This is a genomic window from Paenibacillus sp. J22R98 (genome assembly GCF_059383835.1).
Map to the genome: position 1 here is coordinate 1 of NZ_JBXENW010000001.1, position 25967 is coordinate 25967.

General features: G+C 50.9%; 24 protein-coding genes. 15 read left to right on the forward strand and 9 right to left on the reverse strand.

All coding sequences use genetic code 11. The annotated features are described in order from the left end of the window. A partial coding sequence (locus AC50Y3_RS00005; RefSeq protein WP_494816736.1) for a hypothetical protein occupies nucleotides 1–456 on the forward strand: 456 nt, incomplete at its 5' end. 299 nt (nucleotides 457–755) lie between these two features. On the opposite strand, the gene AC50Y3_RS00010 is transcribed toward AC50Y3_RS00005, so the two are convergent. The 3 genes from AC50Y3_RS00010 to AC50Y3_RS00020 all read right to left on the reverse strand — a co-directional run bounded on the left by AC50Y3_RS00010 (nucleotide 756) and on the right by AC50Y3_RS00020 (nucleotide 3243). After that, entirely contained in the window at nucleotides 756–1649 is an 894-nt protein-coding gene (locus AC50Y3_RS00010; protein ID WP_494816737.1) for a helix-turn-helix domain-containing protein, read from the reverse strand. A gap of 36 nt (nucleotides 1650–1685) precedes the next feature. After that, a complete protein-coding gene (locus tag AC50Y3_RS00015) occupies nucleotides 1686–2180 on the reverse strand; it encodes an AraC family transcriptional regulator (protein ID WP_494816738.1) in 495 nt (164 codons plus the stop codon). Nucleotides 2181–2292: 112 nt separating this feature from the next. Further along, complete coding sequence (locus AC50Y3_RS00020; protein ID WP_494816739.1) at nucleotides 2293–3243, reverse strand: nucleoside hydrolase; 951 nt, start codon at nucleotides 3241–3243, stop codon at nucleotides 2293–2295. A gap of 165 nt (nucleotides 3244–3408) precedes the next feature. Between AC50Y3_RS00020 and AC50Y3_RS00025 the strand changes: the two genes are divergently transcribed. Then, the gene (locus tag AC50Y3_RS00025) at nucleotides 3409–4194 is read left to right on the forward strand and encodes an arylamine N-acetyltransferase family protein (RefSeq protein ID WP_494816740.1); all 786 of its coding nucleotides are present in this window, start codon (nucleotides 3409–3411) and stop codon (nucleotides 4192–4194) included. A 65-nt stretch (nucleotides 4195–4259) separates the two neighbouring features. On the opposite strand, the gene AC50Y3_RS00030 is transcribed toward AC50Y3_RS00025, so the two are convergent. Continuing rightward, entirely contained in the window at nucleotides 4260–4865 is a 606-nt protein-coding gene (locus AC50Y3_RS00030; RefSeq protein WP_494816741.1) for a DedA family protein, read from the reverse strand. A gap of 156 nt (nucleotides 4866–5021) precedes the next feature. Between AC50Y3_RS00030 and AC50Y3_RS00035 the strand changes: the two genes are divergently transcribed. The 4 genes from AC50Y3_RS00035 (at nucleotide 5022) to AC50Y3_RS00050 (ending at nucleotide 8917) form a co-directional block, all read left to right on the forward strand. Next, nucleotides 5022–6008, forward strand: coding sequence for a Gfo/Idh/MocA family protein (locus AC50Y3_RS00035; RefSeq protein WP_494816742.1), 987 nt, complete (start codon nucleotides 5022–5024; stop codon nucleotides 6006–6008). 24 nt (nucleotides 6009–6032) lie between these two features. Then, nucleotides 6033–6965 carry an aldo/keto reductase gene (locus AC50Y3_RS00040; RefSeq protein WP_494816743.1) on the forward strand — a complete coding sequence of 311 codons (933 nt, stop codon included), beginning with the start codon at nucleotides 6033–6035 and terminating at the stop codon, nucleotides 6963–6965. Next, nucleotides 6941–7744, forward strand: coding sequence for an alpha/beta hydrolase (locus AC50Y3_RS00045; protein WP_494816744.1), 804 nt, complete (start codon nucleotides 6941–6943; stop codon nucleotides 7742–7744). The genes AC50Y3_RS00040 and AC50Y3_RS00045 overlap by 25 nt, the downstream gene beginning before the upstream one ends. Before the next feature lie 174 nt (nucleotides 7745–7918). Beyond that, complete coding sequence (locus tag AC50Y3_RS00050) at nucleotides 7919–8917, forward strand: aldose 1-epimerase (protein ID WP_494816745.1); 999 nt, start codon at nucleotides 7919–7921, stop codon at nucleotides 8915–8917. A gap of 85 nt (nucleotides 8918–9002) precedes the next feature. Here the strand turns inward: AC50Y3_RS00050 and AC50Y3_RS00055 are convergent, their stop codons facing one another. After that, nucleotides 9003–9545, reverse strand: a complete 543-nt coding sequence (locus AC50Y3_RS00055) for a GNAT family N-acetyltransferase (RefSeq protein ID WP_494817756.1) — start codon at nucleotides 9543–9545, stop codon at nucleotides 9003–9005. A gap of 15 nt (nucleotides 9546–9560) precedes the next feature. Next, the gene (locus AC50Y3_RS00060; protein WP_494816746.1) at nucleotides 9561–10421 is read right to left on the reverse strand and encodes a helix-turn-helix domain-containing protein; all 861 of its coding nucleotides are present in this window, start codon (nucleotides 10419–10421) and stop codon (nucleotides 9561–9563) included. Between the two features lie 187 nt (nucleotides 10422–10608). On the opposite strand from AC50Y3_RS00060, the gene AC50Y3_RS00065 reads away from it, so the two are divergent. From AC50Y3_RS00065 to AC50Y3_RS00090, 6 genes are all read left to right on the forward strand, one after another. Continuing rightward, entirely contained in the window at nucleotides 10609–11502 is an 894-nt protein-coding gene (locus AC50Y3_RS00065) for a sugar phosphate isomerase/epimerase family protein (RefSeq protein ID WP_494817757.1), read from the forward strand. Between the two features lie 17 nt (nucleotides 11503–11519). Beyond that, the gene (locus AC50Y3_RS00070) at nucleotides 11520–12533 is read left to right on the forward strand and encodes a Gfo/Idh/MocA family protein (RefSeq protein ID WP_494816747.1); all 1014 of its coding nucleotides are present in this window, start codon (nucleotides 11520–11522) and stop codon (nucleotides 12531–12533) included. A gap of 120 nt (nucleotides 12534–12653) precedes the next feature. Then, nucleotides 12654–14078 (forward strand): spore germination protein, encoded by a 1425-nt coding sequence (locus AC50Y3_RS00075; protein ID WP_494816748.1) that lies wholly within the window; start codon nucleotides 12654–12656, stop codon nucleotides 14076–14078. A gap of 7 nt (nucleotides 14079–14085) precedes the next feature. After that, complete coding sequence (locus AC50Y3_RS00080) at nucleotides 14086–15171, forward strand: GerAB/ArcD/ProY family transporter (RefSeq protein ID WP_494816749.1); 1086 nt, start codon at nucleotides 14086–14088, stop codon at nucleotides 15169–15171. Further along, the gene (locus AC50Y3_RS00085; RefSeq protein ID WP_494816750.1) at nucleotides 15168–16283 is read left to right on the forward strand and encodes a Ger(x)C family spore germination protein; all 1116 of its coding nucleotides are present in this window, start codon (nucleotides 15168–15170) and stop codon (nucleotides 16281–16283) included. The genes AC50Y3_RS00080 and AC50Y3_RS00085 overlap by 4 nt, the downstream gene beginning before the upstream one ends. Nucleotides 16284–16408: 125 nt before the next feature. Next, entirely contained in the window at nucleotides 16409–19018 is a 2610-nt protein-coding gene (locus tag AC50Y3_RS00090) for a discoidin domain-containing protein (protein ID WP_494816751.1), read from the forward strand. A 64-nt stretch (nucleotides 19019–19082) separates the two neighbouring features. On the opposite strand, the gene fabV is transcribed toward AC50Y3_RS00090, so the two are convergent. Continuing rightward, nucleotides 19083–20273 (reverse strand): enoyl-ACP reductase FabV, encoded by a 1191-nt coding sequence (gene fabV / locus AC50Y3_RS00095; protein WP_494816752.1) that lies wholly within the window; start codon nucleotides 20271–20273, stop codon nucleotides 19083–19085. Nucleotides 20274–20519: 246 nt separating this feature from the next. Here fabV and AC50Y3_RS00100 point away from each other — a divergent pair, with 246 nt between their 5' ends. After that, entirely contained in the window at nucleotides 20520–21302 is a 783-nt protein-coding gene (locus AC50Y3_RS00100) for a VOC family protein (RefSeq protein WP_494816753.1), read from the forward strand. 58 nt (nucleotides 21303–21360) lie between these two features. Here AC50Y3_RS00100 and AC50Y3_RS00105 read toward each other — a convergent pair whose 3' ends face one another. Then, nucleotides 21361–22347 (reverse strand): phytanoyl-CoA dioxygenase family protein, encoded by a 987-nt coding sequence (locus AC50Y3_RS00105; protein ID WP_494816754.1) that lies wholly within the window; start codon nucleotides 22345–22347, stop codon nucleotides 21361–21363. 91 nt (nucleotides 22348–22438) lie between these two features. Continuing rightward, nucleotides 22439–23347, reverse strand: a complete 909-nt coding sequence (locus AC50Y3_RS00110) for a helix-turn-helix transcriptional regulator (protein WP_494816755.1) — start codon at nucleotides 23345–23347, stop codon at nucleotides 22439–22441. A gap of 189 nt (nucleotides 23348–23536) precedes the next feature. Between AC50Y3_RS00110 and AC50Y3_RS00115 the strand changes: the two genes are divergently transcribed. Together AC50Y3_RS00115 and AC50Y3_RS00120 are read left to right on the forward strand one after the other, a co-directional pair. Next, nucleotides 23537–24238 carry a stalk domain-containing protein gene (locus AC50Y3_RS00115; protein WP_494816756.1) on the forward strand — a complete coding sequence of 234 codons (702 nt, stop codon included), beginning with the start codon at nucleotides 23537–23539 and terminating at the stop codon, nucleotides 24236–24238. A gap of 947 nt (nucleotides 24239–25185) precedes the next feature. Next, nucleotides 25186–25944, forward strand: a complete 759-nt coding sequence (locus tag AC50Y3_RS00120; protein WP_494816757.1) for an IclR family transcriptional regulator — start codon at nucleotides 25186–25188, stop codon at nucleotides 25942–25944. The last annotated feature ends 23 nt before the right edge of the window (nucleotides 25945–25967 follow it).

The following is a 25967-nucleotide window of genomic DNA, read 5'->3' on the forward strand; positions in this document are numbered from 1 at the left end:
ACTCTAGTTGCCAACGCAAAAACACCTCCAAGTTGTCCTCCACATCTTACGACATGGGGTCTTTCACTTGAAGGTGTTTTAATTTGTCTCACGTTATGGGGTCAGTCCCGATGTGTTGCTCTGGCAGCAACACAAGCAAAGAAAAAGCCGGCTTTTGGCGGATGTGTTGCTCTGGGAGCAACACATGCAAGAAAAACGCCGGCTATTGGCGGATGTGTTGCTCTGGGAGCAACACATGCAAGAAAAACGCCGGCTATTGGCGGATGTGTTGCTCTGGGAGCAACACATGCAAGAAAAATGCCGGCTATTGGCGGATGTGTTGCTCTGGGAGCAACACAAGCAAAGAAAAAGCCGGCTACTGGCAGATGTGTTGCTCTGGGAGCAACACATGCAAGAAAAATGCCGGCTATTGGCGGATGTGTTGCCCAGGGAGCAACACAGTATATTACCGGTTAAAGAGAGGTAACTGTTACCGTTCCATGAGTGAAATAGTCGGTGTCTAGCTTAAGAGAGGTATCAGATACCGTTCAATGAGTGAAATAGTCGGTGTCCAGCTAAAGAGAGGTAACAGATACCGTTTAATGAGTGAAACAGCCGGTCTCTAACTAATGAGAGGTAACTGTTACCGCTTATGAGCGACATATAGCGAATTCTCGCTATTGACGCAGTCCTCAGCGCTAGCTACTCACCACGTACAGCCAAAACAAAAAGAACCATCCCAAAAGCAGCTAACACACTTATGGGATGGTTTAAAGCTAGGTTCGCGCATGCAACCGCCGGCGGTATTCGCCGGGGGTCTGGCCGGTGTGCTTGCGGAACATGCGGTTGAAGAAGCTGACGTCGTTGAAGCCGACGTCGAGGGCAATGTTGAGCACCTTGTTGTCGGTAGTCTCAAGCAGATTCACGGCATGCCGGATTTGGACGGCATGCTTATAGTCGAGCAGGCTGAGGCCGGTCGTTTCCTTAAACTTGGCGGTGAAAGAAGAGACGCTCATGCCGCATAATTGGCTTAATTGCTGCAAGGTGAGCGGCTGATAATAATGCAGCTCCACGAAGTTGACGATGGACTCCATCCATTCCTTGTCACTGACGGCAGCGGGCTGCAGCGTATTGCGGTTCTCGTGATGGAACCGGCTGAGCCAGACGAGACATTCAATCCATCGCGTCTTAATAATGAGCTGATAGCCTTCCCGTTGTTGACGGAATTCATCGTAAATGATTTGGAGATGGGATTGGATTTGAAGCTTCTGACTGGGCTGAAGGGAGTGATAGGGCACGAAGGATTGCGTTTTGCGCAGAAAGGGGACCAGATAGAAGAAGTTGACGAACGACGGCATCTGCTGCAGCACTTCCATCTCGCGCTGAAGAAAGGAGGCCTCGAAGAGAACATTGTACACAATCGTTTCCTTCTCCGGTGAGCAAGTATAGCTATGATAGACGTTGGGCTCCAGCACGAAAACATCCCCGGCAACAAGCTGGTACGTATGGCCGGACATTTCATGAAGCGCGCTCCCTTCCACGACGAAGACAAGCTCCACAAAGTCATGCGTATGCGAAGGGATATGCTCGCCCTTCTGGATGGTATAGCGATCAATATGGAAGGGGAAATCTTCCTGATGGAAGTAATTCTCACCTCGGAATACGGTCATGGGTTCCTCCTGGTGGGGGGACTGGTTTTTAGGTTCTTACGGTTTAAGAATAGGAAATGAATACCGCGCGAAACCTTCGGCATTATAGCGGTAGCGTTCGCAGATGATATAGTCCCGTGGTTGCGGGTCTGGCTGCAAATCATTCTCTACAATAAAGGCGTCGACAACTTCTCCGGCGCCGTCAAAATCGCCATCTTGGCTTGCTGCAACGACACAGCTTTGTGCGGGGACGGTCATACGTGCATACCATTCCGGTATTCCATCAAACGTAGAAACTTCAACGGATAATAGATAAGCATGCGTATTCGGGACATGCTGCCCAGCAACCTGCGGCCACATGCCATATTGTACGGAAGCGTTAATAATCTGAGGCATATGTGCGGCAAGTCCAAGCAAGCTTTCTTTGGCGTGACGGTACTTGCTCCCCATGTCTTGGAGGCCAATGCAAGGGATGCCGATCAATTTCATTTCCGCATGATCAACGATCTGAGCCCTCTTCTCCGGCAATACCGAAATGTTCAGCTGTCTCACCTAATCACCTCTAAGGAAGATTCATACATTTCCATATTAAGGGAACATCAGTTCCTAGTCAATGAACAAAAAGAAAGGGACAGCACAGCAAATGCTGCCCTGTCCCCAGCCTCTATATAAACACTTCCAATATAAGATCAATTGCGCGATCCGAATCAACGTGAATGCAAACGTCAACCGGGGAGCCGACAACCGGCTTTCTCCGCAGGTCAGCAACGGTCATACCTAAGGTTAGCTCGCCTTTACACTCTACCGAAAGATGCATTTGCTGCGTTTGCACAATGCCGGGCTCCAGTGCAACTAGCACTGCAAGAGGGTCATGCAATGGCGCGCATTGCTGCAAAGCATCCGACTGGCGGTAGAAATTGAAGTAGTAGGACATGGACCGATTCAGGAAGCTGACAATCTCGCGATTCTCCGGCTTGTAGGTTTGCTCCAGCAGATCCAGATGAGATTGACGAAGCCGCGTTTGATACGTGACATCCAAACCAACCATCGTGATCTTCAAGCCGGATTGGAAGACGAAGTCGGCTGCTTCCGGGTCGCCCCAAATGTTCGCTTCGGAAGTCGGCGTCACATTGCCGGCAACGTGAACGGCTCCGCCCATCACGTAGAGATGCTTGATTTTGGATGGGAGCTCTGGGTCCTTCTTCAGCGCATGCGCGATGTTAGTGAGTCTGCCGAGCGCAACGATTACGAGCTCGTTCTGCAGTTCATCTGCCGTGCGAACGATGAAATCGGCTGCGGGTTCCGAGACAGGACGCTGCGTAGATGCGGGAATCTCTACATCTCCGATTCCGTTAACGCCATGCACATGCGTAGGGAAAACTTCTACTTTACGAGTAAGGGGCTGTGAAGCGCCTTGACTGACTGGAATTTTGTTTTCTTGTCCGGCTAGCTTCAGGATTCGCAGCGTATTCTCGGTTGCTTGATCAACGGGAATATTGCCAAAGGTCGTGGTAATCCCTACGATATCCGCTTTGCCGGATTTAATGCCATACAGGATGGCTAGTGCGTCATCGATCCCTGTATCCGCATCGATGATCATTTTCTGTTGGTTCATTTTGCTACCCCTTATCCAGTTGTTAAATCATGCTACAATCCAGTATAACCTTACGGACGCGCCAGCACCAATATTAGGGTGAAAAGTATTGAACATTTTCGCGATGAAAATTAAACTTAGTAGTATTCATTCCTTACGATGTAAGGGCAAAGGAGTAGACTAAAGATGTCGATTGATCGCACAGAAGTAAAACCTGAAATTGCGGCCTACCTCGAGAGGATCGGCTACCAAGGTCCGCTTGACGGCAGTGCAGCAGCGCTCGCCGGTCTGCAAGAATGTCATCAGTACGCGGTGCCTTATGAGAATTTGGACATTATAAACGGCATCCCGCTGTCCCTGCAAATCGACGCCCTCATGGACAAAATCGTTCACCGCCGCCGCGGCGGTTACTGCTTCGAGCTTAATGCGCTGTTCGGCTGGCTGCTAAGGGAGCTGGGATACCCGGTTACGGATCTCGTTGCTCGCTTCTGGCGTGACGTCGATACGCTGCCGCCGAAAAGGCGCCATCATGTGCTGAAGGTAGAAGCTGAAGGGCAAACCTATTTAGTCGATGTTGGCGTTGGAGGCATCGTACCCCGCCGGCCGATTGAACTGGTAGAGAAATTAGAACAGACGCAAGGTGAAGAAGTCTACCGAATGGAGCGAGACAGCGAGTTTGGATGGTTTCTGTGTGAGCTGAAGCGAGGGGAGTGGAGCCGTATTTATTCCTTTACGGAAGAGCCGCAGCTTGCGGGCGATTATGAGTTTGCGACCTTCTGGTGTGAGCATGCACCGGATTCTGTTTTTAGAAAAGCTCCGATCCTGGCTGTCCGGACAAAGGAAGGACGCAATACGGTATCCGGAGAGGAATTCCGTATTTTCGCTGGCGAGGGCGCACCTGTTATCCTGCAAACAGGAACGAAACAAGAGTTTGATGAAGCGCTGGAGAAGTATTTTGGCATCAAGCTTTGATTTAATAGGGGAATAGAAAAAAGCTCTACTCGCAGTCGATCGATTGCGGTAGAGCTTTCTTGTCGTTAGGCTTTCACTTTCCTCATAGCTAACAGCATACGGAAGCAGAGCAAGGCGAATAGCGCAATACCGCCATAGAGCATGAAAGCAAGTCCATAATGATGGACGTAATATTTGACATGCAGCCAGCGATCGCCCAGCAGGAAGCCGATATAAATAAAGAGAACGCTCCAAGACAGCGCGCCGGTGTAAGCATACAGCATAAATGTACTGAATTTCAGCCTCGACATCCCCGCCATATAAGCGGTTATGTGGCGAAGTCCCGGAACGAAGAAGCCCAGGATGAGCAGCAAGTTTCCGTATTTAGTCATCCACCCTTGCGCACGTTCAATCTTAGCTGCGGAAATGTGAATTTTCGGACCATATTTGAGCAGGAAAGGAAGCCCGAATCGGATGCCGATCAGGAAGCTCAAGGTTATACCTAATGCAGAACCGAGAAAGGCACATAACACGACAAGCAGTGGATGCAGTGTTCCGTTGCCTGCAAGGTAGCCGGAGTAGGTGAGCAGTACTTCGTCCGGGACAGGCACACCGACAATGCCAAGCGCAAGCGCGAACGTTAATCCGATATATCCATAGCGGAAAATGAGCAGTTCTAATAGATATTCCAAGCGGTGCAGCCTACTTTCTTATGCGGGTTCAAGTCGAATTCGACTTCCTTGATGACGCTTTTGTTATATGAAAATGAAGTTGTTTTATATTTCTTCCCTTCTCATTATGGACTATACTAGGGTCGAATCCAATTTATAAAAAAGGTGGCCATCACATTGACACGTAAATTGCGTTGGGGCGTTATCGGCTGTGCCGGAATCGCCGTACATTCCGTTATTCCGGGCACGAAACAATCCGAAACCGGAGAAGTGACAGCGATTGCAAGCCGTGACTTGGCAAAGGCGGAAGAAACCGCAGCGAAGCTCGGAATCGCCAAAGCTTATGGAAGCTATGAAGAAATTTTGAATGATGCGGATATCGATGCTATCTATATTCCACTACCGAATCATTTGCATATGGAATGGTCCATCCGTGCGATGGAAGCAGGCAAGCATGTCCTTTGCGAGAAACCAATCGCACTGAATGCCGAAGAGGCTGCGCGCATGGCGGATGCTGCTGCTAAGAACGGCGTTCACCTGGCAGAAGCGTTCATGTATCGCCTGCATCCTCGTTATGAGGATATTCAAGCGATTATCGCTTCCGGCGAAATCGGTGAGCTTCGCGGTATTCATGGGACGTTCACATTCAATAATGCAGGCGATTCCAAGAACGTGCGTTACCGCAGAGATTGGGGCGGCGGTTCCATCTACGATGTAGGCTGCTATCCGATTAGTGCAGCAAGATTGCTGCTCGGTGCTGAGCCGGAGGCGGCAACCGTTCATGCTTTAATTTCCCCTGAGCACGACAATGTCGATATGATGGCATCGGGTATTCTGGAATTCCCGAACAGCGTAGCGCTGACATTCGATTGCGGCATGTGGGCGGCTTTCCGCAACACGCTTGAAATCATCGGAACAGACGGCCGCATTGAAGTGCCTGAAGCGTATATCGGCAATCCTACTTTCTTTGTACATTCGAAAGACGGCAAGCGTGAAGTGACGCAGCCGGCATTGAATCAATATGCACTGCAAGCGGATGAGTTTGCCCGTGTAGTATGGGGCGAGAAAGAAGCTTCCTTCACGCCTGCGGATGCAGTGGCCAATATGAAAGTTATTGATGCTTGTTTGAAATCAGCTTACTCGCGTACTCGGGTTAGCATCTAATCGATGTAGGAGGTCAATGAAACGATGAAACAAATCACACTACCCGGCGTTAAGCAGGGCATCTCTCAGCTTATCATGGGATCGGACTATTTTGCACCAGAAGTATATGAATTGGTGTCTGAGAATTTGGATGCGTTTACGGCAATCGGCGGTAACACCATCGATACGGCCTTTATTTACTATGGCGGCAAGAGCGAGCAAGCAATCGGCATGTGGATGGAGGAGCGCAAAAACCGCGATTCTATTAATGTATGGACGAAAGGCGGCCATCCGAACCACGAGGGTCCGACAGTAAATAAGAAAGCCATCTACGACCAGCTGATGGTCAGCTTGGAGCGTCTGCGCACGGATTATATTGACTTGTACGCTCTTCATCGTGACGATATTAACGTCCCGGTTGGCGAAATCGTTGAGATTCTCAATGAGCATATCGAAGCAGGTCGTATTCGTTCATTCGGCGGCTCGAACTGGACGACAGCCCGTCTGCAAGAAGCGAATGAGTATGCGGCAAAACATGGTCTGCGCGGCTTTGAATTCAGCAGCCCTAACCTAAGTCTTGCGAAAGCACAAGAGCCGTATTGGGCGGATTGTATCAGCGTTGATGAGGAGATTCTGGGCTGGCATGAGCGTACGGAGCTGCCGCTGCTGTCTTGGTCGGCACAAGCACGAGGCTTCTTCACAGGCCGCTTTACGGCTGAAGATCGTACTGATGCAGATTTGGTACGGGTATTCTACAATGACGACAATTGGGAGCGTTACCGCCGTGCAGAGCAGCTGGGCAAAGAGAAAGGCTTCTCTACGATCCAGATCGCGCTTGCATACGTGCTGAACCAATCGTTCCAATCGGCAGCGATTATCGGAGCGCGGAATGAAGCGGAAATGAAATCTTGTTTGGAAGCGACAACGATTACTCTGACGCTGGAGGAAATCAAATGGTTGGATCTGCGGACACGCTAATCGAGCTATGGCCGGAAGGTGCACCGCTTGCTGCAGGAACGACCGACGAGGATCGTCCGGCTCTCACGCCTTATTTGACCCAAGGCAGCGAGAGTGTTGTGATTGTCTGTCCGGGCGGCGGCTATGGGATGCGCGCCGATCATGAAGGAGAACCGATTGCGCTTTGGCTTAATAGTCTTGGCATATCGGCATTCGTTCTTCGTTATCGTGTAGCACCCTATCAGTACCCGTGTGCGCTGTATGATGCGCAGCGGGCGATTCGATATGTTCGGCTTCGTGCCGAAGAGCTTGGCGTGAACACGCGCAAGATCGGTATTCTCGGTTTCTCCGCAGGCGGACACTTAGTCTCTACAGCAGGCACTCATTATGATGCAGGGAATCCGGAGGCGGCTGATCCGATTGAACGCATGTCCTGCCGTCCGGATCTCACAATACTGTGCTACCCGGTTATTACGTTGAAGTCTCCGTATACACACGAGGGCTCCCGGATCAATTTGCTCGGCACGAATCCGTCCGAGGAGATGATCGAGCTGCTGAGCAATGAGCTGCAGGTTACACCGGATACACCGCCGACCTTCCTCTGGCATACGTCCGATGACGGGGCAGTTCCGGTCGAGAACAGTCTGCAATTCGCCTTGGCGCTGCGCCGTGCAGGAGTTCCGTTTGACCTTCATGTATATGAGCAGGGCGCACATGGCTTGGGACTGGCGGAATCAGATCCGCATGTGGCCAACTGGACAACGGTATGCGGACTTTGGCTGAAGCGCAACGGATTTTAGCAAATGGTATGGCAGTAGGCCTCTCTTGTGAGCTGTACGGTCCACGCGGATGTGGACGGTCCTTGCAGGGGAGGATTTTTTTTGAAGAATTCGGGTGATTATCCCCTTATGGCTATGGTAATCTAGTGAGGTAGTCTGTGCGATCCAAGAAGCTAAAGGAGAGTAGAATTGACGATGGACGAGAATCGAGCTTTTGAAGGCAGCTATCAGGGAGAAAAGGCAGTTTGGTTGAGATATGACCGCTACGAGGCGGCAATTCTGCCCGAGGTTGGGGGAAATCTGATCGCTTTCCGCGATGTGGCAAGCGGTACTCAATATCTGCATGAACCAACAATGGACGAAATGGAATCGTTTAAGGCGAGACCCTTCATTCACGGGATTCCGGTCTTATTTCCTCCGAACCGCTTCGAGGATGGCAAGTTTCCTTGGAACGGACGTACGTACCAATTCCCGGTTAATGAACCTGCAACGGGCAACCATCTGCATGGTTTTGTACATAGCGAGACTTGGGTTGTTGAAGAATTCCGCACAACTGCGAGCGAGAGTTATGTAATTGTATCGCTTCAAGTCGATGAGCAGAGTGCCGTATATACGTACCTGCCGCATAAATTCACGATTAGACTTCGTTATGCGATCAGCGCAGACGGTTTGCACCAGCATGTAATGGTTCGCAACGATGGCGATGATGTTATGCCATGTTTATTCGCTTTCCATACTTCGGTGAATGCGCCGTTCGTTCCGGGCGGTTCCGCGCAAGACTACCGCTTGAAACTGACAATCGGCGAGCGCTGGGAGATGAGCGAGCGCATGCTGCCGACAGGCAAACATCAGCCGCTGTCTAAGAACGAAGAGCTGATGAAAGGCGAAGGCGTTTATCCGTTCTTCGAATCGCTGGACAACCACTATACGGCTGCAGCCCAAAATGGCCGCAATCGGATGGAGCTGACCGATACGAAACATGGGATCACGCTCGTTTACGATGTTGGTACTTCGTACAAGCAGTGGATGATTTGGAATAACGGCGCAACAGAAGGTTTCTTCTGCCCAGAGCCGCAAATCAACCTTGTGAATGCGCCGCATGTGGACATGCCTGCGGATGAAATCGGCTTGTTCAGCCTTGCTCCGGGCGAGATTTGGGAAGAGACGGGACGCCTTTACGTGAAGAAAGCTTAACTAGCAGCTATAACAAAGTCCGCATCGGCTGTCGGCTCGCTCACTCCATAAGGAGGGATTGAGTCGCCTGCTGCTGCGGACTTCGTTATTTTAAGGAATGGCTTAGTAGGCTGTAGACATTCGTGTCATACGACTTGCCGTCCTGTACGATATAATCGCGCAGAACCCCTTCCTGCAGAAAGCCGAGCTTCGTTAATAAGGCATGTGAAGCCTTATTTTCCGGAAAAACAACCGCACCGATTCTTGTCAGTTCAAGCTGTTCAAAACCGTAGGCGACGATCGCTGCAACAGCCTCCGACGCATACCCTTTATGCCAGTGGTCCGGATGGAGTTCATAGCCGATCTCGGCTCTGCGATGCTTAGGCGCCCAAGCATTAAATCCAATCGTGCCGATGATACGGTTATCTACGCTGTCTTTGCGCTGAATTCCCCAACGCATACCGCGTTTCTCTTCATAATTACGAGCAAAGAGCTCCACGAAAGCGGCAGCTTGCTCCAATCGTTCGAGCGTTTCTTGTCCATAGTAACGCATCACGTCCACGTTCGAGAAACAATCCAATATCCCAGCCGCATCCGCGTCAGTTAACTCTCTTAAAATCAGTCTTTCGGTTTCTAATGTCGGAAACAGATAAGTCCCTCCTAGTCATGGCTGCGGCAGATGTCCCTTGCGGATTGCTGACGGCGTCGAGTTGCGAACCTTCTTAAACACTCTACCAAAATAAGTCATATTGGAGAAGCCCGCACGTTCGGCGATTTCGGCAACAGGATAATCGGTATCCAGCAGCATCCGCTCGGCTTCCTGCACGCGCAGCATATGAATGTATTCGATCAAGGTTTTGCCGGTGACCTGCTTGAAGATTTTGCAGAAATGAGTCGGACTTAAATTCACCATCCGCGCGGCGTCGTTCACGCTGATCGATTCCTGGTAACGCTCGCGCAGCGTTTGGAGCAAATGCGTGAAATCATATGGCTTCTGTGCGCGCGGCAGAGATAAGTCCGTGTGCTGCTGGGCATATCGAAAATAAAGCCCGAAGATCCGCAGCAGCTCTGCTTTCACGAGCAGTTCATACCCCGGCTGCTTCCCTTGGAATTCCTCTACCAGCCTCGCGAAGGAATGATTCATCTCATCGATGTAGGGAGCTGTCGCCTGCATCAAGCTTGGCCACTTCACCTGCTGCTGCAAGTAGGGCACGAAATAATGATGCTCCGTAATATCAAGCCCGCTTCCTCGCACCAATGCCTCGTTAAACACGATGCATATAAGCTCTGTATCCGGCTCGAGCGTCACAACGCCATGGAGCTGCTTCGTATTGATAAACGCTAATTCGCCCTTATTCAATGGCATAAAAGAAGCATCGACTTGCACACGGGCGCGTCCTTCTTTGACATACACCCACTCCATATGATCATGCCAATGCAAATGCACGTCCCTCACGATAAACACATTGATGGGAAAGGTACGGTCGGGAATCCAAGTATTCTCTTTAAACGGACTTACCGTCATAGGGACAGCCTCCTGTCTATACGTACGATTTTACGTCATAAGCGGGTTGAATCTCAAATGGAATCGCTTTTATAGTCTAACAGATCATAAGATTGTACGAATTGTTCGCAATTTTGTTTCTAGTTTCAACCTCCTGCTTTCGGTACGATAGGAGCAGATACAGCATCTGGAATCGATCGGAAAGGTGATGGAACAAATCGTGAACAATATTCGAATCGGAACACTTGTTAACGGCAGTACAGCAGCATCGGTCCTCCCGCAAATCATCCCGCACGGCTTCGAGTCGTTCGGCTTAACGTTCTGGCAAACGACGCAAGGCACAGATTTGAAGGAGCTCGCTCACCAAGTCAGAGAGCAGCTGGCAGAGCGCGATATTGTGATCTCGACATTAGGCATATTCGGCAATCCTCTCACCGGCGCAGGCGACAACTATGATACATTAGCCAGCTGGGAGCGGTTAATAGATGCTGCAGAAGCTTTCGGCACGGACCTTGTCACCGGATTTACGGGAAGAATGCCCGGCAGCATTGACGAGTCCATGACGAGATTCGGTGAAGTGTTCGGTGAGTTGAGCAAACGGGCAGCGTCACGCGGCGTTCGGATCGCGTTCGAGAATTGCGATATGGGCGGCACATGGGAGCGCGGTGAATGGAATATTGCGCATAACCCGACGGCATGGGAAATGATGTTCAATACGGTGAAGGCGGACAACATCGGCCTGCAATGGGAGCCTTGCCATCAGATGGTGAGCCTGATCGATCCGATTCCGCAGCTTCGCAAATGGACATCTAAAATATTCAACGTCCATGGCAAAGATGCTACAATCGCATGGGATGTTGTGAAGGAATATGGCATTCACGGTCCGCGTGAATTTGTTTGGCACCGGACGCCGGGATTCGGCGATTCCAACTGGACCGATATTATCTCCATTCTGCGTCAAGCCGGCTACAAAGGCAGCATCGATATCGAGGGCTGGCATGATCCGGTCTACAGGGATGAGCTGGAGATGACAGGTCAAGTGCACGGTCTCAACTATTTGAAACGCTGCCGCGGCGGCGACTTTGTTCCTAATCCGGTATAGAAGGAGCTCGATGAACGATGAAGCATCGCATTGTGGTAGCAGGCTGCGGCGGCATGTCCAATACATGGATCGATTACGCGGTTGAACGGGAAAATGCTGAAATTGTCGGCCTAGTCGATATCTATGAAGAAAGCGCCAAAGCACAAGCGGCTAAACGCGGCCTGCAAGTACCGACCTTCACGGATCTGGCGACGGCTTTAGCAGAAACGGATGCCAATCTTGTGTTTGATGTTACCATTCCGGCCAGTCATAAACAGATCGTAACAACGGCCATGCGCGCAGGCTGTAACGTATTGGGCGAGAAGCCGATGGCCGAATCGTATGCTGACGCGGAAGAAATCGTAGCGGTAAGCAAAGAAACAGGCAGAAGCTATGCCGTTATGCAAAATCGCCGCTATAACAAGCAAATCCGTACTTTCCTGGATTTGATCGGCTCCGGAGCAATTGGGACGGTTGGCGCGATACATGCGGATTTCTTTCTCGGACCGCATTTTGGCGGCTTTCGCGATCTGATGGATAATCCGTTGATCGTGGATATGGCGATTCACACCTTCGACCAGGCCCGCTTCCTGAGCGGCGCTGATCCGGTTTCGGTTTATTGCCACGAATATAACCCTCCGGGCTCTTGGTACAAAGGAAATGCAGCGGCCGTTTGTATCTTTGAAATGAGCGACGGTTCGGTATTTACCTATAACGGTTCCTGGTGCGCAGATGGACTGAATACTTCATGGGAATCGAACTGGCGCGTCACCGGCAGCGAGGGAAGCGCGCGCTGGGACGGAGCAACGATGCCGTACGGCGAAAGCTTAGATCGTTCGAAAGCGGAGGGCTTCATTCGTGAAATGAAGCGGGTGGAAGGCAGTCAAGAATGGAACGGACGTGAAGGTCACTTCGGCTGCATGGACGAAATGTTCGCAGCACTCGAGGAGAATCGTCCGGCCGAGACGAACTGCCACGACAATATTAAGAGTGTTGCCATGGTGTTCGGCGCGGTAGAGAGCGCGCGTTTGGGCCAGAAGATTAAGTTGTAAGCTGCAAGAGCTGGAAGGAAGAGAGAGTCTGCCATTATGGCGGCTCTCTTTTTGTTGTGCGGTTAGAGTGCTTCCATTCGATACATAATAACGGAAAAACTATCCAGCGGAGGCATGTGTATGACTTCAACACAAGAGCATAATCTACCTACGCTTGCACATACCCTTCATGAGTTTCAGGACTGTAGTGACCTGATTCATCGAACAATCCCAAATTTAGGTGTCGATATTCTCTTTATTGGCAACCTGATTTCAGGGGACAAGCTTTACAGAGATTTGCTGAACCTGATCGAGTATACGGATCAAGAGCAGCTGCTGCATCTCGTAACGCAGTCGCAGTTTGTTCCTGTGACGGATAGCAAGAAGCTCATTATCGCTATATTGTCCGGACATGCAGCCTTTTTCTATGAAAATATGGCTTATGCAGTCGATGTTTCCGGCAATGAGGGACGCTCCGTTTCGCAGTCGGAACAGGAAACAACCATTACCGGCCCTCATGATGCGTTCACTGAGGATGCCGGCGTCAGTCTCGGATTGCTGCGCAAGCGGATTAAGAGCTCCCATCTTAAAGTGATCCGACTCTCTGTAGGGGAAGTCACGAAGTCGGATGTCTATGTACTCTACATCAAAGACATAGCCAATATGGAGTATGTGAACGAACTGAAGAAACGAATTCAGGACATTGAAATAGATGCGGTGCTCGATTCGAACATGCTGATTCAGCTTATCGATGACAGTCCATATGCCCTTTTTCCGCAAATATTGACCTCGGAGCGGCCTGACGCCATCGCTTCCAAGCTTGTAGCCGGAAGAGTGGTCGGGCTCATGGAAGGAAGTCCGACTGCGTTTAGCATCCCGGCCTCATTCGTGGAATTCTTCTCCTCTTCCGACGATTATTACATGCGCTGGATGCTCGGCTCGGCGACGCGAATTTTAAGGTTCATTGCTCTCTTCATCACCATGATCTTCACAGCGCTCTATGTGTCGGTCACAACCTATCATTACGAAATGATCCCGCAAAACCTCATTTTGACTCTGGCGGAATCCCGAAGCAGAGTGCCTTTCCCTCCCGTGTACGAGGCGTTGCTGATGGAGCTTACAATCGAGCTGCTCCGAGAAGCCGGCGCCAGATTGCCGACAAAAATCGGGCAAACCATCGGTATCGTCGGCGGTATCGTTATCGGTCAAGCCGGTGTGCAAGCAGGCTTAACCAGTAATATTCTCATTATTGCAGTTGCTTCCTCGACCATTGCTTCATTCGTTATCCCGAACTATACCATGAGCGCTTCGATACGTCTCATCCGATTCGGTCTGATCTTGTTGGCCGGATTCTGGGGGAATCTCGGACTGGCAATGGGCCTGGCTGCTGTCATTATTCACCTGAGCGGTATGACCAGCTTCGGGTCTTCTTACTTGACTCCAATCGCACCTAATCAGCCCGTGGAGTGGAGTGATGTGCTCTTCCGCGCTCCATTCAACAAATTGAATTACCGCCCTTCTCAGACGCGCACGAAGAATAAAGTTAGAAACAAAATGAAGAGGTGAGCTGCCTATGAATGGGTCAGAGAAGCTGTCCGCATTCCATATGACCATACTTGTCTTCATGTCGCAGTTTGGAGTCGTTATCTTCATGCTTCCGCAGATGCTGAGCAAGTCCTTCGGAACGAATGGATGGATCGTACTCCCCGGGTATGGAATAATTGTAGTCCTCAATTTGCTGCTGATTGGGGCTGTTTATAAACTTGGCAAGGGCAAGTCGATCTTCGATATTCTGGAACATGCAATTCCTAGAATACTGTTGCTGCCGCTCTATTTGTTGCTAATGGGCGTATGGGGAATGCTGGGTTGTTTAGTTGCCAAAGAATATGTGCTTATTTTTCAAATGCTGGCATTTCCTACGACAAACCCAATGCTCTTCAAGCTTGTCTTGGATGTGCTGACATTCTGGTTGATGATCAAAGGACTGTACAATATTTCCAAAGCCGCCACGATGTTCTTCTGGTTCTCTGTGTGGATGCTGCTGCTTGTTTTTTTCTTCTATGGCGAATTTAGCTTTGCGAGGTTAACGCCGTTCTTTCTTAAGGGTGGAACCGGTTCTTTATCAGACTTTATCGCCATTTATTCAGCCTTTCTCGGATATGAACTAGTGATGCTTACCTTTCCTTCTACCGATGCCAAGACTAAATTTCTCCGTTCAACCATCATCGGCAGCTTAGTGACAACGGTATTCTATACGTATATTTGCTTAATCGCATTTGGCTTCTTAAGCCCGCTACAATTGAACCGAATGCTGTATCCGCTGCTTGACCTCATGGCGTATATAAAATTCCCATTCGTCGAACGGTTGGAAAACTTTTTCTACGGTTTCTTTCTCTTCACGACATTGCTTACAGTCGTCATGTATTTATGGTCGGCTAAAGAGACAAGCCGCAGAATATTTCCAAAAATCAAAGAAAATCTGCTTGCCGGCATAATTGTGCTGCTTTGCTATTTTATCGCCTTCATTCCCGAGACGCTAAGCGAAGTCCAGACATGGCTCAAAATGTTCAGTACGGTGGAGTGCGTCATTGCCTTTACCTTACCGCTGCTGCTCATTATTGTGCTGGCGTTCACGCGAAAGAAAGTGGCATCCGCATGAAGTTGAAGATGAGAAAAACAATACTGCTGCCGGTTACTTTGACCTTTGCATTGAGCATTACGGGGTGCGGCGACCAGCGCGTACTCGAGAAGCTCGGTTTCTCCCAAACGAGCAGCTATGATTTGGTGGATAACAACAGGCTTGAGATTGCCGTTTCCATACCGAAGGCGGATCCGCAGGCGCGCACGCAGCGCGAGGTGCTGAGTGCGATCGCAGCAAGCGGCAAGGAGGCTAGAACCAAGCTTGCAAAACAGACCAATCTGCTGCTGGTCAGCGGTCAACTTCGCAATGCGTTATTTAGTATGTCATTTGCAAGAAGCGGAATGTTGAAGCATTTGGACACGCTTCTGCGCGATCCTTCGATCTCTCCGAGGCTCAAACTAACCGTCGTGAACGGGAATGCCAAACATTTGCTGCAGAAGGACTACAAACAGCATCCCATTACCGGTAAATACATCGACGGAATTCTGGATAAGGAAGCAATGGGCAGGACGATCCCTTTAACGTCGCTCTATTCCTTCACGCGAGATCTATTCGATGACGGGATTGACCCTGTTATGCCTGTGCTCAGAGATTCCGGCGAGCATATCAATATCGACGGTATAGGTTTGTTTCGAGATGACCGATACATAACGATGATTCCTGCACATGAAGGGCTCATCTTTGCTTTTCTAAAAGGTTCATTCAAGCAAGGCGAGGTAAGCGTCCAATTGAACGGCCAGCAGAGTGCGGGAGATACCATCATGTTCAGTTCGTTAATCAGTCGCCGGAAAGTGGAGGTTAGGCGCGATTCCTTCGGCGTACCTTCGATTCACATTCATATCAAGCTGAAAGGCTCGGTTCTCGAATACACCGGCAAGCTCTCGCTCGCTGAGCCGAGAGACCGGAAACGAATTGAGCAGCAGGTTGCGAAGAAGCTGACCGAGCGGGGACAGAAGCTGATTGACTATGTGCAGAAGAACCGAGTCGATAGCTTTGGAATGGGCATTCCGATACGCAATCATATGAGCTATGCCGCTTGGAAGAAGCTAAACTGGTCGGAAGTTTATCCTTCGATAAAGGCAACGTGCAGCTTCACGGTGATCATTAATAATACCGGGAAGGCAGCGTAAGCCGAAGAAACCGAATAAAACAAACAAATAGAAAAATGCAGCAATGTTCCGAAAGCCAACGGTTTTCTATACTGAATATAGGAGAGGAGTGCCTGCTAAGTAGACTAGATGGCGGGCTGGTCGGCATGCAGGAAAGGAGGGAAGCGCGTCCGCAGGTTAGCGGCTTGAAACCGAAGCAATACCATATGATCCGAGAGGGAGTGTATGATATGTTAACCGGTTTACGTGTAGGGGTGAGAAGGCGGCGGTTCAGCTCGTTAGTGCTGGCTTTCGCCATCATGATGGCGGCGCTTGTCATCCCGCAGCAGGCTTTCGCGGCAGATTACACCGTTCAGAAATGGCAGACTGTCGAAATTTCGTTGACCAGCTCCAAGACCTACACAAACCCGTTTCAAGATGTGGATGTGACCGCAACCTTCAGCGGACCAGGCGGCGTTACGATTACTCGCCCGGCTTTCTGGAATGGCGGCGCAGTGTGGAAAGTGAGATTCGCCCCAACGGTGACCGGTGCCTGGACGATGACGACGACGGCTAACGATACTACGGATACCGGATTGCACAATGTAACGAAAACGATTCAAGCCGATGCCTACACAGGAAGCCAGGCCATCTATCAGAAAGGGTTCCTTAAGGTAAGCAGCAATGGCCGCTACCTTACTTACAATGATGGCACGCCGTTCTTCTACTTGGGCGATACGCATTGGATTTTGCCGCATGAACGGTTCGCGACCTCGAATAAGGCAGGGGTTGCCTCACAGTTCAAATACGTGGTCGATAAACGCGTAAGCCAAGGGTTCACTGTGTATCAATCTGAGCCGATCTGGCAGCCGCATGGCGGTGGCACGCATACCGGAGCGGATGAAGAAGCGGTAGCGAACCTCAGCGATGGTTTCTCGAGCACTGACTTGCCCGGCTTTGATAACTTGGATCGGAAATTCAAGTATATTGCCGATCAAGGTCTTGTCCATGCCAATGCGCAAGTATCTTGGGCACTTGATCCGGCCAGTTACAGCGGTGTGTATACCGATGCCTACATGGCTCGAGTGGCAAAATATTGGGTTGCAAGGTACGGCTCCTATCCGGTGATCTGGACAATTGCGCAGGAAATCGACCGCAACATGTACAACAACTACAACGCCACGACGATGAGCAAATGGTATGCCGTCGGGCAGAGCATCTCGGACAATGACGCGTACAACCAGCCGCTCATGCCGCATATGGAGAATACCGGTACATCGGTTGCATCGAATTCCACTTGGGCGAGCAAACCGTATCATGATGGCTGGGCGATTCAGTGGCAAGGCGATATGACCGGCATGAGTACGGCTAAGGACTTCTGGAACTTTACGACAGCCAAACCTTCGGTTATGTATGAAAGCGCATACGACGGCTTCTGGACGGATTCTCGCGGCGCTTTAGGCGCTGCGTATAAGTCGTTCCAGTATGGGATTTACGGGTATGGCTATGGAGCTTCAGGCACGTGGAACGATGTGTATTCCGTTTCGGGTGCAGCAGATGATTTCGGCACCGGCTACGAGCTTCCGGCGCGGTACACCTGGTGGTATGATGGCGCGAACTATGCAACGGGCGACCAATTGACGTATTTCAAAAGCTTCTATACATCGCTGGAGTGGTGGAAGCTAGTTCCGCGATTCGATGATGCCAGCTGGGGTGCGTTCAATGATACGTCGAAGTCGCTGCTTTCCTCCGATGGTAATTCGGTGTATTCGGTCTTCTTCTTTAACGGCACGACCAGCACCGGCACCTTGAAGCAAATGGACAATGCGTTCCTCTACAATGCCCGTTGGTACAATCCGAGAACCGGCGCCTACACGGCGATTAGCAGCAGCGCGCAGGCAATATCCGGCCAGTGGAACATACCGGCCAAGCCGGACTCGAACGATTGGGTGCTTCTTGTGCAGAAAACGTCGACTCCTGCGCCTAACTTAACGAATTTGGCGCTGAACAAGACGTATTCCAGCTCCTCCTCGTGGGATGCGAATCAGCAAGCGCCGAAAGCCTTCGACGGCACAACGGCGACGAACTGGCAGGCGTGCAATACCTGCTGGAACGGTCAATGGCTGGAAGTGAATTTCGGTGCGAACACGACTTTCAATAAAGTGGTGCTCACCGAATATGACAGCCGGACAACAGGGTACCGGATCGAATATTGGAATGGTTCCACATGGCAAACCGCTTATACCGGTACGAGTATCGGTGCAAGCTTCGTGCCGAAGACCATTACGTTTAGCGCAGTAACCGGCAGTAAAGCGAGAATTTATTTTACTTCGGGAACAGCGAATGCCCCGATTATTTATGAATTCGAGGTTTATTATGATGTGCCGAACCTGGCGCTAGGCAAAACCTATTCGAGCTCCTCCTCATGGGATGCCAATCAGCAGGCGCCGAAAGCCTTCGATGGCACAACGGCGACGAACTGGCAGGCTTGCAGCGGCTGCTGGAGCGGACAGTGGCTGGAGGTGAACTTCGGGGCGAACACCACCTTCAATAAGGTTGTGCTCACCGAGTATGACAGCCGAACGACGGGTTATCGCATCGAGTATTGGAACGGCTCTTCGTGGGTGACGGCTTACACGGGAACGACCATTGGAGCAAGCGGAGTGCCGAAGGTGATTACGTTCAGTGCGGCAACGGGCAGCAAAGCCCGCATTTATTACACCTCGGGAACCAGCTACGCGCCTATTATTTATGAGTTCGAGGTTTATAATCAGTAATAGCACGCAGGAAAGGCCGGGTGTCTCGCTAGCAGCGAGATGCCCGGCCTTTCTTATTCATGGATTAAACAATATTAGGTGCATCTACGTTCGGATCCGTATCTGCTTCATAATCGACGCCTGCCGTTTCGAAGCCGAACAGCTGGAAGAACTCTTTGCGGTAACCTTCGAGATCCGAAAGCTGCTCAATGTTTTCCGTAGTAATGGCCTCCCATATCTTCGCCACTTCTTCTTGTACATCCTCGCGCAGCTCCCAATCGTCTATGCGAATGCGGCCTTCCGCATCTACCGGAACCTCGCCGCCTGCATATAGGCGCTCGGTGAACAAACGATAGGTTTGTTCGATACAGCCTTCGTGCAGCCCTTTCTCCTTCATGACCTTGTATAGTGCGGAGATATAGAGCGGTACAACAGGGATCGCCGAGCTGGACTGCGTTACAAGCGCTTTGCTGACGGTAACGAAGGCGCGGCCGCCGATTGCGCTTAGCTGCTCATTGAGCTTCTTCGCTGTAGCTTCCAAATGATCTTTCGCTTGGCCGATGCTGCCTTCGCGATAAATCGCTTGCGTAATCTGCGATCCGATATACGAGTAGGAGATCGTTGTAGCGCCTTCGGCGAGCACGCCGCCTTGCTGCAAGGCGTCAATCCACATTTGCCAGTCGTCGCCGCCCATAACCGTTACCGTATCTTGAATCTCCTGTTCCGTCGCAGGCTCGATCGTAATCGAGGTGACTTCGCCGCTGTGGAAGTTTACGGTTTTGTTCGTGTATGTAGTACCGATCGGCTTCAATACGGAATTCGCCGTTTCGCCTGTCTTCGGATCCGTTCTGCGCGCGGAAGCGACGCTGTATACGACCAGATCAACTTGACCCAGCTCCTGCTTGATCAGGTCAACCGCTTTCTGTTTCGTCTCATCCGTGAATGCATCGCCTGTCACGCTGAATGATTTCAGGCCAGCTTGCTGCGCGGCCTGTTCGAATGCAGCGGAGTTGTACCAGCCTGCCGATGCCGTGCGGTTTGCTTTGCTCTCACTTTGGCGGTAGACGCCAACCGTATTAGCACCGGCACCGAATGCCGCGACAATACGGGCTGCAAGGCCATAACCCGCGGATGCGCCGATGACGAGCACGTTGCGAGGCCCGTTGATGGCTGCGTGTTCTTTAACATAATCAATTTGTTCCTGCACTTGAAGGGCACAGCCCGTTGGGTGAGCGGTCGTGCAGATAAAACCGCGCGTTCTTGGTTTGATAATCATGTGTGTCTATTCAATTCCTCTCATACGGTTGTTTCGCATTATAAGTATAGGCAATGCTCAATGTTCTGATAGTACCTTTAATGAGGGAAATCCGCAACATTTGAAGCAATTTCCGTCGATTTTATATGGGGTGGAAACATTTTCCTTTGCTATAATAGAACTAACGTTAAGTTGCCGGAGCAAGACGCGGAATAGACTGGGACGAAGGGCGTAACCTAACGAACGTAAAGTGGGGAGTGGATTCAGATGGTTAACGTTATCAGTCCGATTCAACATGTCGTGGGAAGTGTGTTTGTCCACGTCACGGACCTCCGCCGATCCGCGGCGTGGTACAGCATGGTGATGGGGCTGCCTGTATTGGAGGAGCGCTTAAACGGAGGCAATGTGTATTGGTTGTCCTTGCAAGGTGGGACAGGCCTCATACTGGATGACAACAAGAGCAACTCGCCTGATGTGCCGCAAGTTAGATTCATGTATAAAACCGATGATATAGAGGCGGCTCGCCGATTCCTGGAGGAGAGAGGGATAAGCAGCATCAGCGAAATCGATCGCCCCCATCCGGGACTTTCTTTCTTCCGATTCGAGGATCCGGATCGCAATTCGGTCATGGTTACGCAATCGGACTATGAGTCTGAGGTCGTGGAACGCGATGAAGGTACGGAGAGTCCCATTATGAATCAAATCGGCGGCGTTTTTCTGAATGTTACGGATATGAAGCGTGCTGTCCGGTTTCATAGCGAGGCGCTGGGGCTGACATACAAGTTAGACGAGATCGGGCCGGAGGACTCCATCTACAGCCTGCTGATGAAGAGCGGCAGCGATATTCTGATCGATGACAACCGTCATCGACATGGCGATGACTATGAGACGTTATTTATGTTGGTAACGAATGATATAGAGGGGGCACGCGCTTATTTGGCATCGCAAGGTGTGCCTGTGTTTACCGATATTGAACGGCATGGCGATAGCCTTGCTTTCTTCACGGTAAAAGATCCGGATGGTAATGTTATTATGATCTGCTCGGAGTAGGCGTATAGAAAAAAAACGGCTTCTCTTCACATGAACGGTGAGGAGAAGCCGTTTTGGTTTATTTCTTCTGGCCAATCGGCATCATCATGCCGTTGTCCATGCCCATCATGCTGACGCTGCCGTCACTGTCATCGCCTTCGTACAAATACACCTCGGTGCCGAAAGCCGGCTCCGCATAAGGAAGGTGAGTGCGGCCGCGTGCGAGAATTTGGCGGTAGTTGCCGGAATCCCCTTCGTAGCCGTCATGATCCCATGGCACCCAAGAGCGTGCATTGCAATAGTGACAGACGTAGGAACGGCGGAAGCGGTCGGTTGTCTTATTCGGGTACGACCGGTGAAACAGGTGCGAGTGGAAGAACAAGACGTCGCCCGGCTGCATCGGAACCGAAATCGGTGGCGGATATTTGGCAACCACCTTCGATAACGTGTTTACTTCATCGTCCAGATGGCTCACGTTCTGTACGCCATTCAAATTCGAGAAGGCATCCAAGGCATGCACATTACCGCCGCCGATTCCGTCCGGTGGATAGATCGGTTCATGATTGGAGCCCGGTGCTACCCAGAGGCAGCCATTCTCTTCGTCGACTTCTTCGAGCGCGATCCATGCGCCGATCAGCGTGTCCGGATGCGTCTTGATATAACAAGCGTCCTGATGCCAGCCTTGGCCGCCGCGGCCGGGTGGATTCAGGAACATCATCGATTGTACGGCATACACATCCGGCCCGATCAGTGCCTCGGTCACATCCAGGATGCGAGGGTTCAGCATGCCGCGTTCAGCGGCAGGTTCGATGCGAGAGAGCATGTGGACGCGTGTCGCATCCAGAAATTCTTCATGAAGCGGGTCGCCGCCATTGGACTCGCGAGCGGGTTTCTTATTCTTGGTTCTCGTCTTCTCGGCAAGCTCATAGAGTTCGGCGATGTCTTCTTTTGACACCAGCCCTCTTACAATGAGGTAACCGGTGCGATGATAATGCGCATATTCCTCCACACTGACCAGATAACGGTCAACCCGCTCACGGGACTTAGGCGTATAGTAAGTTGCCATCGATTCTATTCCTCCAGTAACGAGATGATATGCTTTTATTGTGCAATATTAAGAGAGCGGTTTCAATGGAAGGAAACGATTTTCGATGTGTTTATTTGATATCCGGGTTTACGACGATATGCCGATTGACGAAAGTGCGATCCGGATCGACGCCAATCGCCGTATGGCGGAAAATCGGACCTTTGCAGCGCTCTATATATTCGGTTGCGGTAATGCCGCGGATCCGTTTGTACATTTTGGAGAAATGATGCTCATCGCCGAACCCGGCCAGGTAGGAGATTTGCTTGACCGTCCCCGCGCCTTTCATCATCAATTCCTCAGCACGATGCAGTCTGCGCTCGAGCAGCATCCGTTTGGGCGACATGCCGACAGCTTCGACGAACATCCTTGTAAAATGCGCATGAGACCAGCCGGACTGCTGAGCCACATTTTCGATCGTAATCGGCTCTGTGAGATGCTCTTCCATGTAGGCGATGCTGGTTGCGATTTGCACAGGATAGCTGCTAATTGCGAACTCAGGCGTTTTATCGGCGAAGGCGGCCAGTTCTTCGATGGCTGTCGTTAACAGCGAGGCGAGCCTGCGCCGCCAGTGGTGGGATTGATAGTTGGCGACCACGACGATCTGATTCATGATGGCGCCGATCAAGCTGCTTTGTGCGGCCGGAACCACGTGAATCGTGCTGAGCAGCGCGTTGAAACGCGAATCCTTCTCCCGCAGGAGATCGTAGTCGAAGTGAACGAATAGATGCCGAACGTTGCGGTCGCGATCAAACAAGTACCGGTGTGCGGTATCCGGTTGCGTGAACACGAAACAAGGCGCGCTTAGTCGGTGCTGGATGGGCTGCGGCCCTTGAACCTCATACACGGTATCTGATCCTTCGGGAAAATAGACCAGCTCATAATCGACAATGGTGCGTGGTCCAAGCTGGTGACCGCCCGCTTGCACGATAATATCGCCAATACTGTTAATGATCGGTGAACCGCTTTGATTGGGCAGCATCCGGCGGACTTCCTTTCTTTCAGCTGAATCTCGTATAGGCGCGCAGGGGATTCGGCGTCCTTTGGGTATATTATTGCTGAGGTTCAGCCTTCTGTGCAATAGATTTGCGAAGAGGCTCGCAACTGTTTGCTGCTGAGGAGCGTCCATAGTAGAAAGGATAACTATTTCCGCGTATGAGGAGATGTCGTGATGAAGAAGAAATGGATTGCCGTGTTGTGCGTGGTATGTTCGCTCGTAACAGGAACGGCTGTTTACGCCGCTGGCCAGTTGTCGCTTAAGATAAATGGGGTACTCGTAAAAGATAGCGGATCGTACTTGCGAGATAGTCGCGTATATGTGCCTCTTCGTATCGTGGCAGAACAGCTGGGCGGTGAAGTGGCGTGGAACTCGGCTAAGAAGGAAGTCAGCATCACGGGCGGTGGGAGCGGCACGGTTGATATTTGGAAGGATGATTCTTTTCCCGGCTATATCCAATACAACAGCGTCATTAATGTAGTGAACCGCTATATGGCTGCGCTTCAAGGTGCATTCTCCAGCTCTTATAATGCGGATGAAGATTTCAAACTCGTGCTCTCGGCGCAGGCGATCCAGGATGATGTGCGCGTGTGGCATCCGTTCTCGGGAATGGTAGGCTCGTCGATGCGCAGCATTTCGAGCTATAAGATTATAGACGGAAGGACGACGGGCAAAGACGCTGCCAACAGGCCAATCTACGAAGTCGCGGTGCGCTATAATGTCATCAACCCCGGCGACGACAGCACCTATAAGCAAATTACAAAGGCTTATACCGTCATCACCGAAGTGATTAACAACCAGCTGTTTTACAAAATCGATCAGGAACGCCTCCTCAGCACTGTCAAGCTGAATCAGGAGCCGAGTCCGTTTAAGTGACTTGTTGTTAATGAAAGTGGGAGCGGGTTGTTCGCTCTCGCTTTTTTGCGTTATGGTGGCGCGCGGCCGTGCTGCACACGCTTCTTCGCAGCGTGCTCGTTCGTGTGCTCGCCAAACCATCCTTAATTCCGCCCGAACAGCATTTACCGAGGAGCTTTAAGCGGTTATACCGCTTAAAGTCGCAAAACTAACCCAAATGAAGCATCATAAGCGGATATGCCGCTTAAGATCGCCAACCCCACCTCAAACCTGCTCGAACAGCCTATTTCGGGGAACTTTAAGCGGATATACCGCTTAAAGTCGCTAAACTAACCCAAATGAAGCATCATAAGCGGATATGCCGCTTAAGATCGCCAACCCCACCTCAAATCTGCTCGAACAGCCTATTTCGCGGAGCTTTAAGCGGATATACCGCTTAAAGTCGCCAAACTAACCCATATGAAGCATTATAAGCGGATATGCCGCTTAAGAACGCCAACCCCACCTCAAACCTGCTCGAACAGCCTATTTCGTGGAGCTTTAAGCGGATATATCGCTTAAAGCGGCCAAAATAACCCAAAATGAAGCATCATAAGCGGATATGCCGCTTAAGATCGCCAACCCCACCTCAAACCTGCTCGAACAGCCTATTTCGGGGAGCTTTAAGCGAATATACCGCTTAAAGCGGCCAAACTAACCCAAAATGAAGCATGATAAGCGGATATACCGCTTAAGATCTGCACCTCGCCCCAAATTCCGCCCGAACCGTACAATCTGCACAACTTTAAACGGCTATATTGCTAACTGCTCCATCCCGCCCCACGCCCCCATTCCAACCCAAATCCTCCAATTTTCTTATTGAAATTACCAACTGGGCGAGCTATAGTGAAAGGAGTAGTTAGGTTTACTATAAAGAAGTTGGTTTTATATATAAAACCAACCCATCAACAATGGATGAGGCGATTGGCGTGTCTGAGGAACGCAAGTACTGGGTGCCTGCGCTGGAGAAAGCGGATAAAGTGTTGGCCGTTTTGGCGCGGGAGCCAGCCAAGCATAAGCTGATCGACTTATCGAAGAAGCTTGAAATCAACAAGAGCTCGATGTTCTCCATGCTGAGCACGATGGAAATTCTCGGCTGGGTGAAGCGGGCGGCAGGCGATACGTATGTGCTTGGCCATGCTTTTGCCGAGTTCGGCTCCTCGTATTTGAAGCAATATGATCTGCATCAATTTTTCTTGGACGAAGCGATATCGGTTCGAGATCGGCTGCAGGAGACCATTCAGCTCGCGAAACGAGTGGATGACCAGGTGCTGTACATGGGCAAAGTGGAAGCGATTTCGCCGGTCCGGCTGCAATCCGAGCCAGGCATGCGGCTTCCTGCACATGCAACGGCGCTAGGCAAAGCCATGCTCTCGCAATTAAGCGAACAAGAACGGCTCGCCTTGTACCCGCAGCATGAGCTGAGGAAGCTGACACCCCATACGATCGACAACCGTGACGAGCTGTTTGCTCAGCTGGATGTCATTCGTAAGCAAGGTTACGCCTTAGACGATCAAGAGTCCGTGATGGGCTTCCGATGCGTGGCGGCTCCAATTATAGCCGGCACGAACGCGAACCAAACGGCTGCCGTCAGCTGCTCCATGCTGCTTCACCAATGGGAGGTCAAGTCGAGCCAAGCGATTGAAGAAATGACAGGGCTTGCGCAGCGACTATCGGTACCCAAGTAACGCGATCACCTGCCTAGGTGTCG

Bases quoted from the DNA above. Each gene is read 5' to 3' on its own strand.
- AC50Y3_RS00010 (WP_494816737.1), bottom strand. From the start codon at position 1,649: ATGACCGTATTCCGAGGTGAGAATTACTTCCATCAGGAAGATTTCCCC.
- AC50Y3_RS00020 (WP_494816739.1), bottom strand. From the start codon at position 3,243: ATGAACCAACAGAAAATGATCATCGATGCGGATACAGGGATCGATGAC.
- AC50Y3_RS00025 (WP_494816740.1), top strand. From the start codon at position 3,409: ATGTCGATTGATCGCACAGAAGTAAAACCTGAAATTGCGGCCTACCTC.
- AC50Y3_RS00040 (WP_494816743.1), top strand. From the start codon at position 6,033: ATGAAACAAATCACACTACCCGGCGTTAAGCAGGGCATCTCTCAGCTT.
- AC50Y3_RS00045 (WP_494816744.1), top strand. From the start codon at position 6,941: ATGGTTGGATCTGCGGACACGCTAATCGAGCTATGGCCGGAAGGTGCA.
- AC50Y3_RS00050 (WP_494816745.1), top strand. From the start codon at position 7,919: ATGGACGAGAATCGAGCTTTTGAAGGCAGCTATCAGGGAGAAAAGGCA.
- AC50Y3_RS00060 (WP_494816746.1), bottom strand. From the start codon at position 10,421: ATGACGGTAAGTCCGTTTAAAGAGAATACTTGGATTCCCGACCGTACC.
- AC50Y3_RS00065 (WP_494817757.1), top strand. From the start codon at position 10,609: ATGGAACAAATCGTGAACAATATTCGAATCGGAACACTTGTTAACGGC.
- AC50Y3_RS00070 (WP_494816747.1), top strand. From the start codon at position 11,520: ATGAAGCATCGCATTGTGGTAGCAGGCTGCGGCGGCATGTCCAATACA.
- AC50Y3_RS00075 (WP_494816748.1), top strand. From the start codon at position 12,654: ATGACTTCAACACAAGAGCATAATCTACCTACGCTTGCACATACCCTT.
- AC50Y3_RS00080 (WP_494816749.1), top strand. From the start codon at position 14,086: ATGAATGGGTCAGAGAAGCTGTCCGCATTCCATATGACCATACTTGTC.
- AC50Y3_RS00085 (WP_494816750.1), top strand. From the start codon at position 15,168: ATGAAGTTGAAGATGAGAAAAACAATACTGCTGCCGGTTACTTTGACC.
- AC50Y3_RS00090 (WP_494816751.1), top strand. From the start codon at position 16,409: ATGCAGGAAAGGAGGGAAGCGCGTCCGCAGGTTAGCGGCTTGAAACCG.
- fabV (WP_494816752.1), bottom strand. From the start codon at position 20,273: ATGATTATCAAACCAAGAACGCGCGGTTTTATCTGCACGACCGCTCAC.
- AC50Y3_RS00100 (WP_494816753.1), top strand. From the start codon at position 20,520: ATGGTTAACGTTATCAGTCCGATTCAACATGTCGTGGGAAGTGTGTTT.
- AC50Y3_RS00105 (WP_494816754.1), bottom strand. From the start codon at position 22,347: ATGGCAACTTACTATACGCCTAAGTCCCGTGAGCGGGTTGACCGTTAT.
- AC50Y3_RS00110 (WP_494816755.1), bottom strand. From the start codon at position 23,347: ATGCTGCCCAATCAAAGCGGTTCACCGATCATTAACAGTATTGGCGAT.
- AC50Y3_RS00115 (WP_494816756.1), top strand. From the start codon at position 23,537: ATGAAGAAGAAATGGATTGCCGTGTTGTGCGTGGTATGTTCGCTCGTA.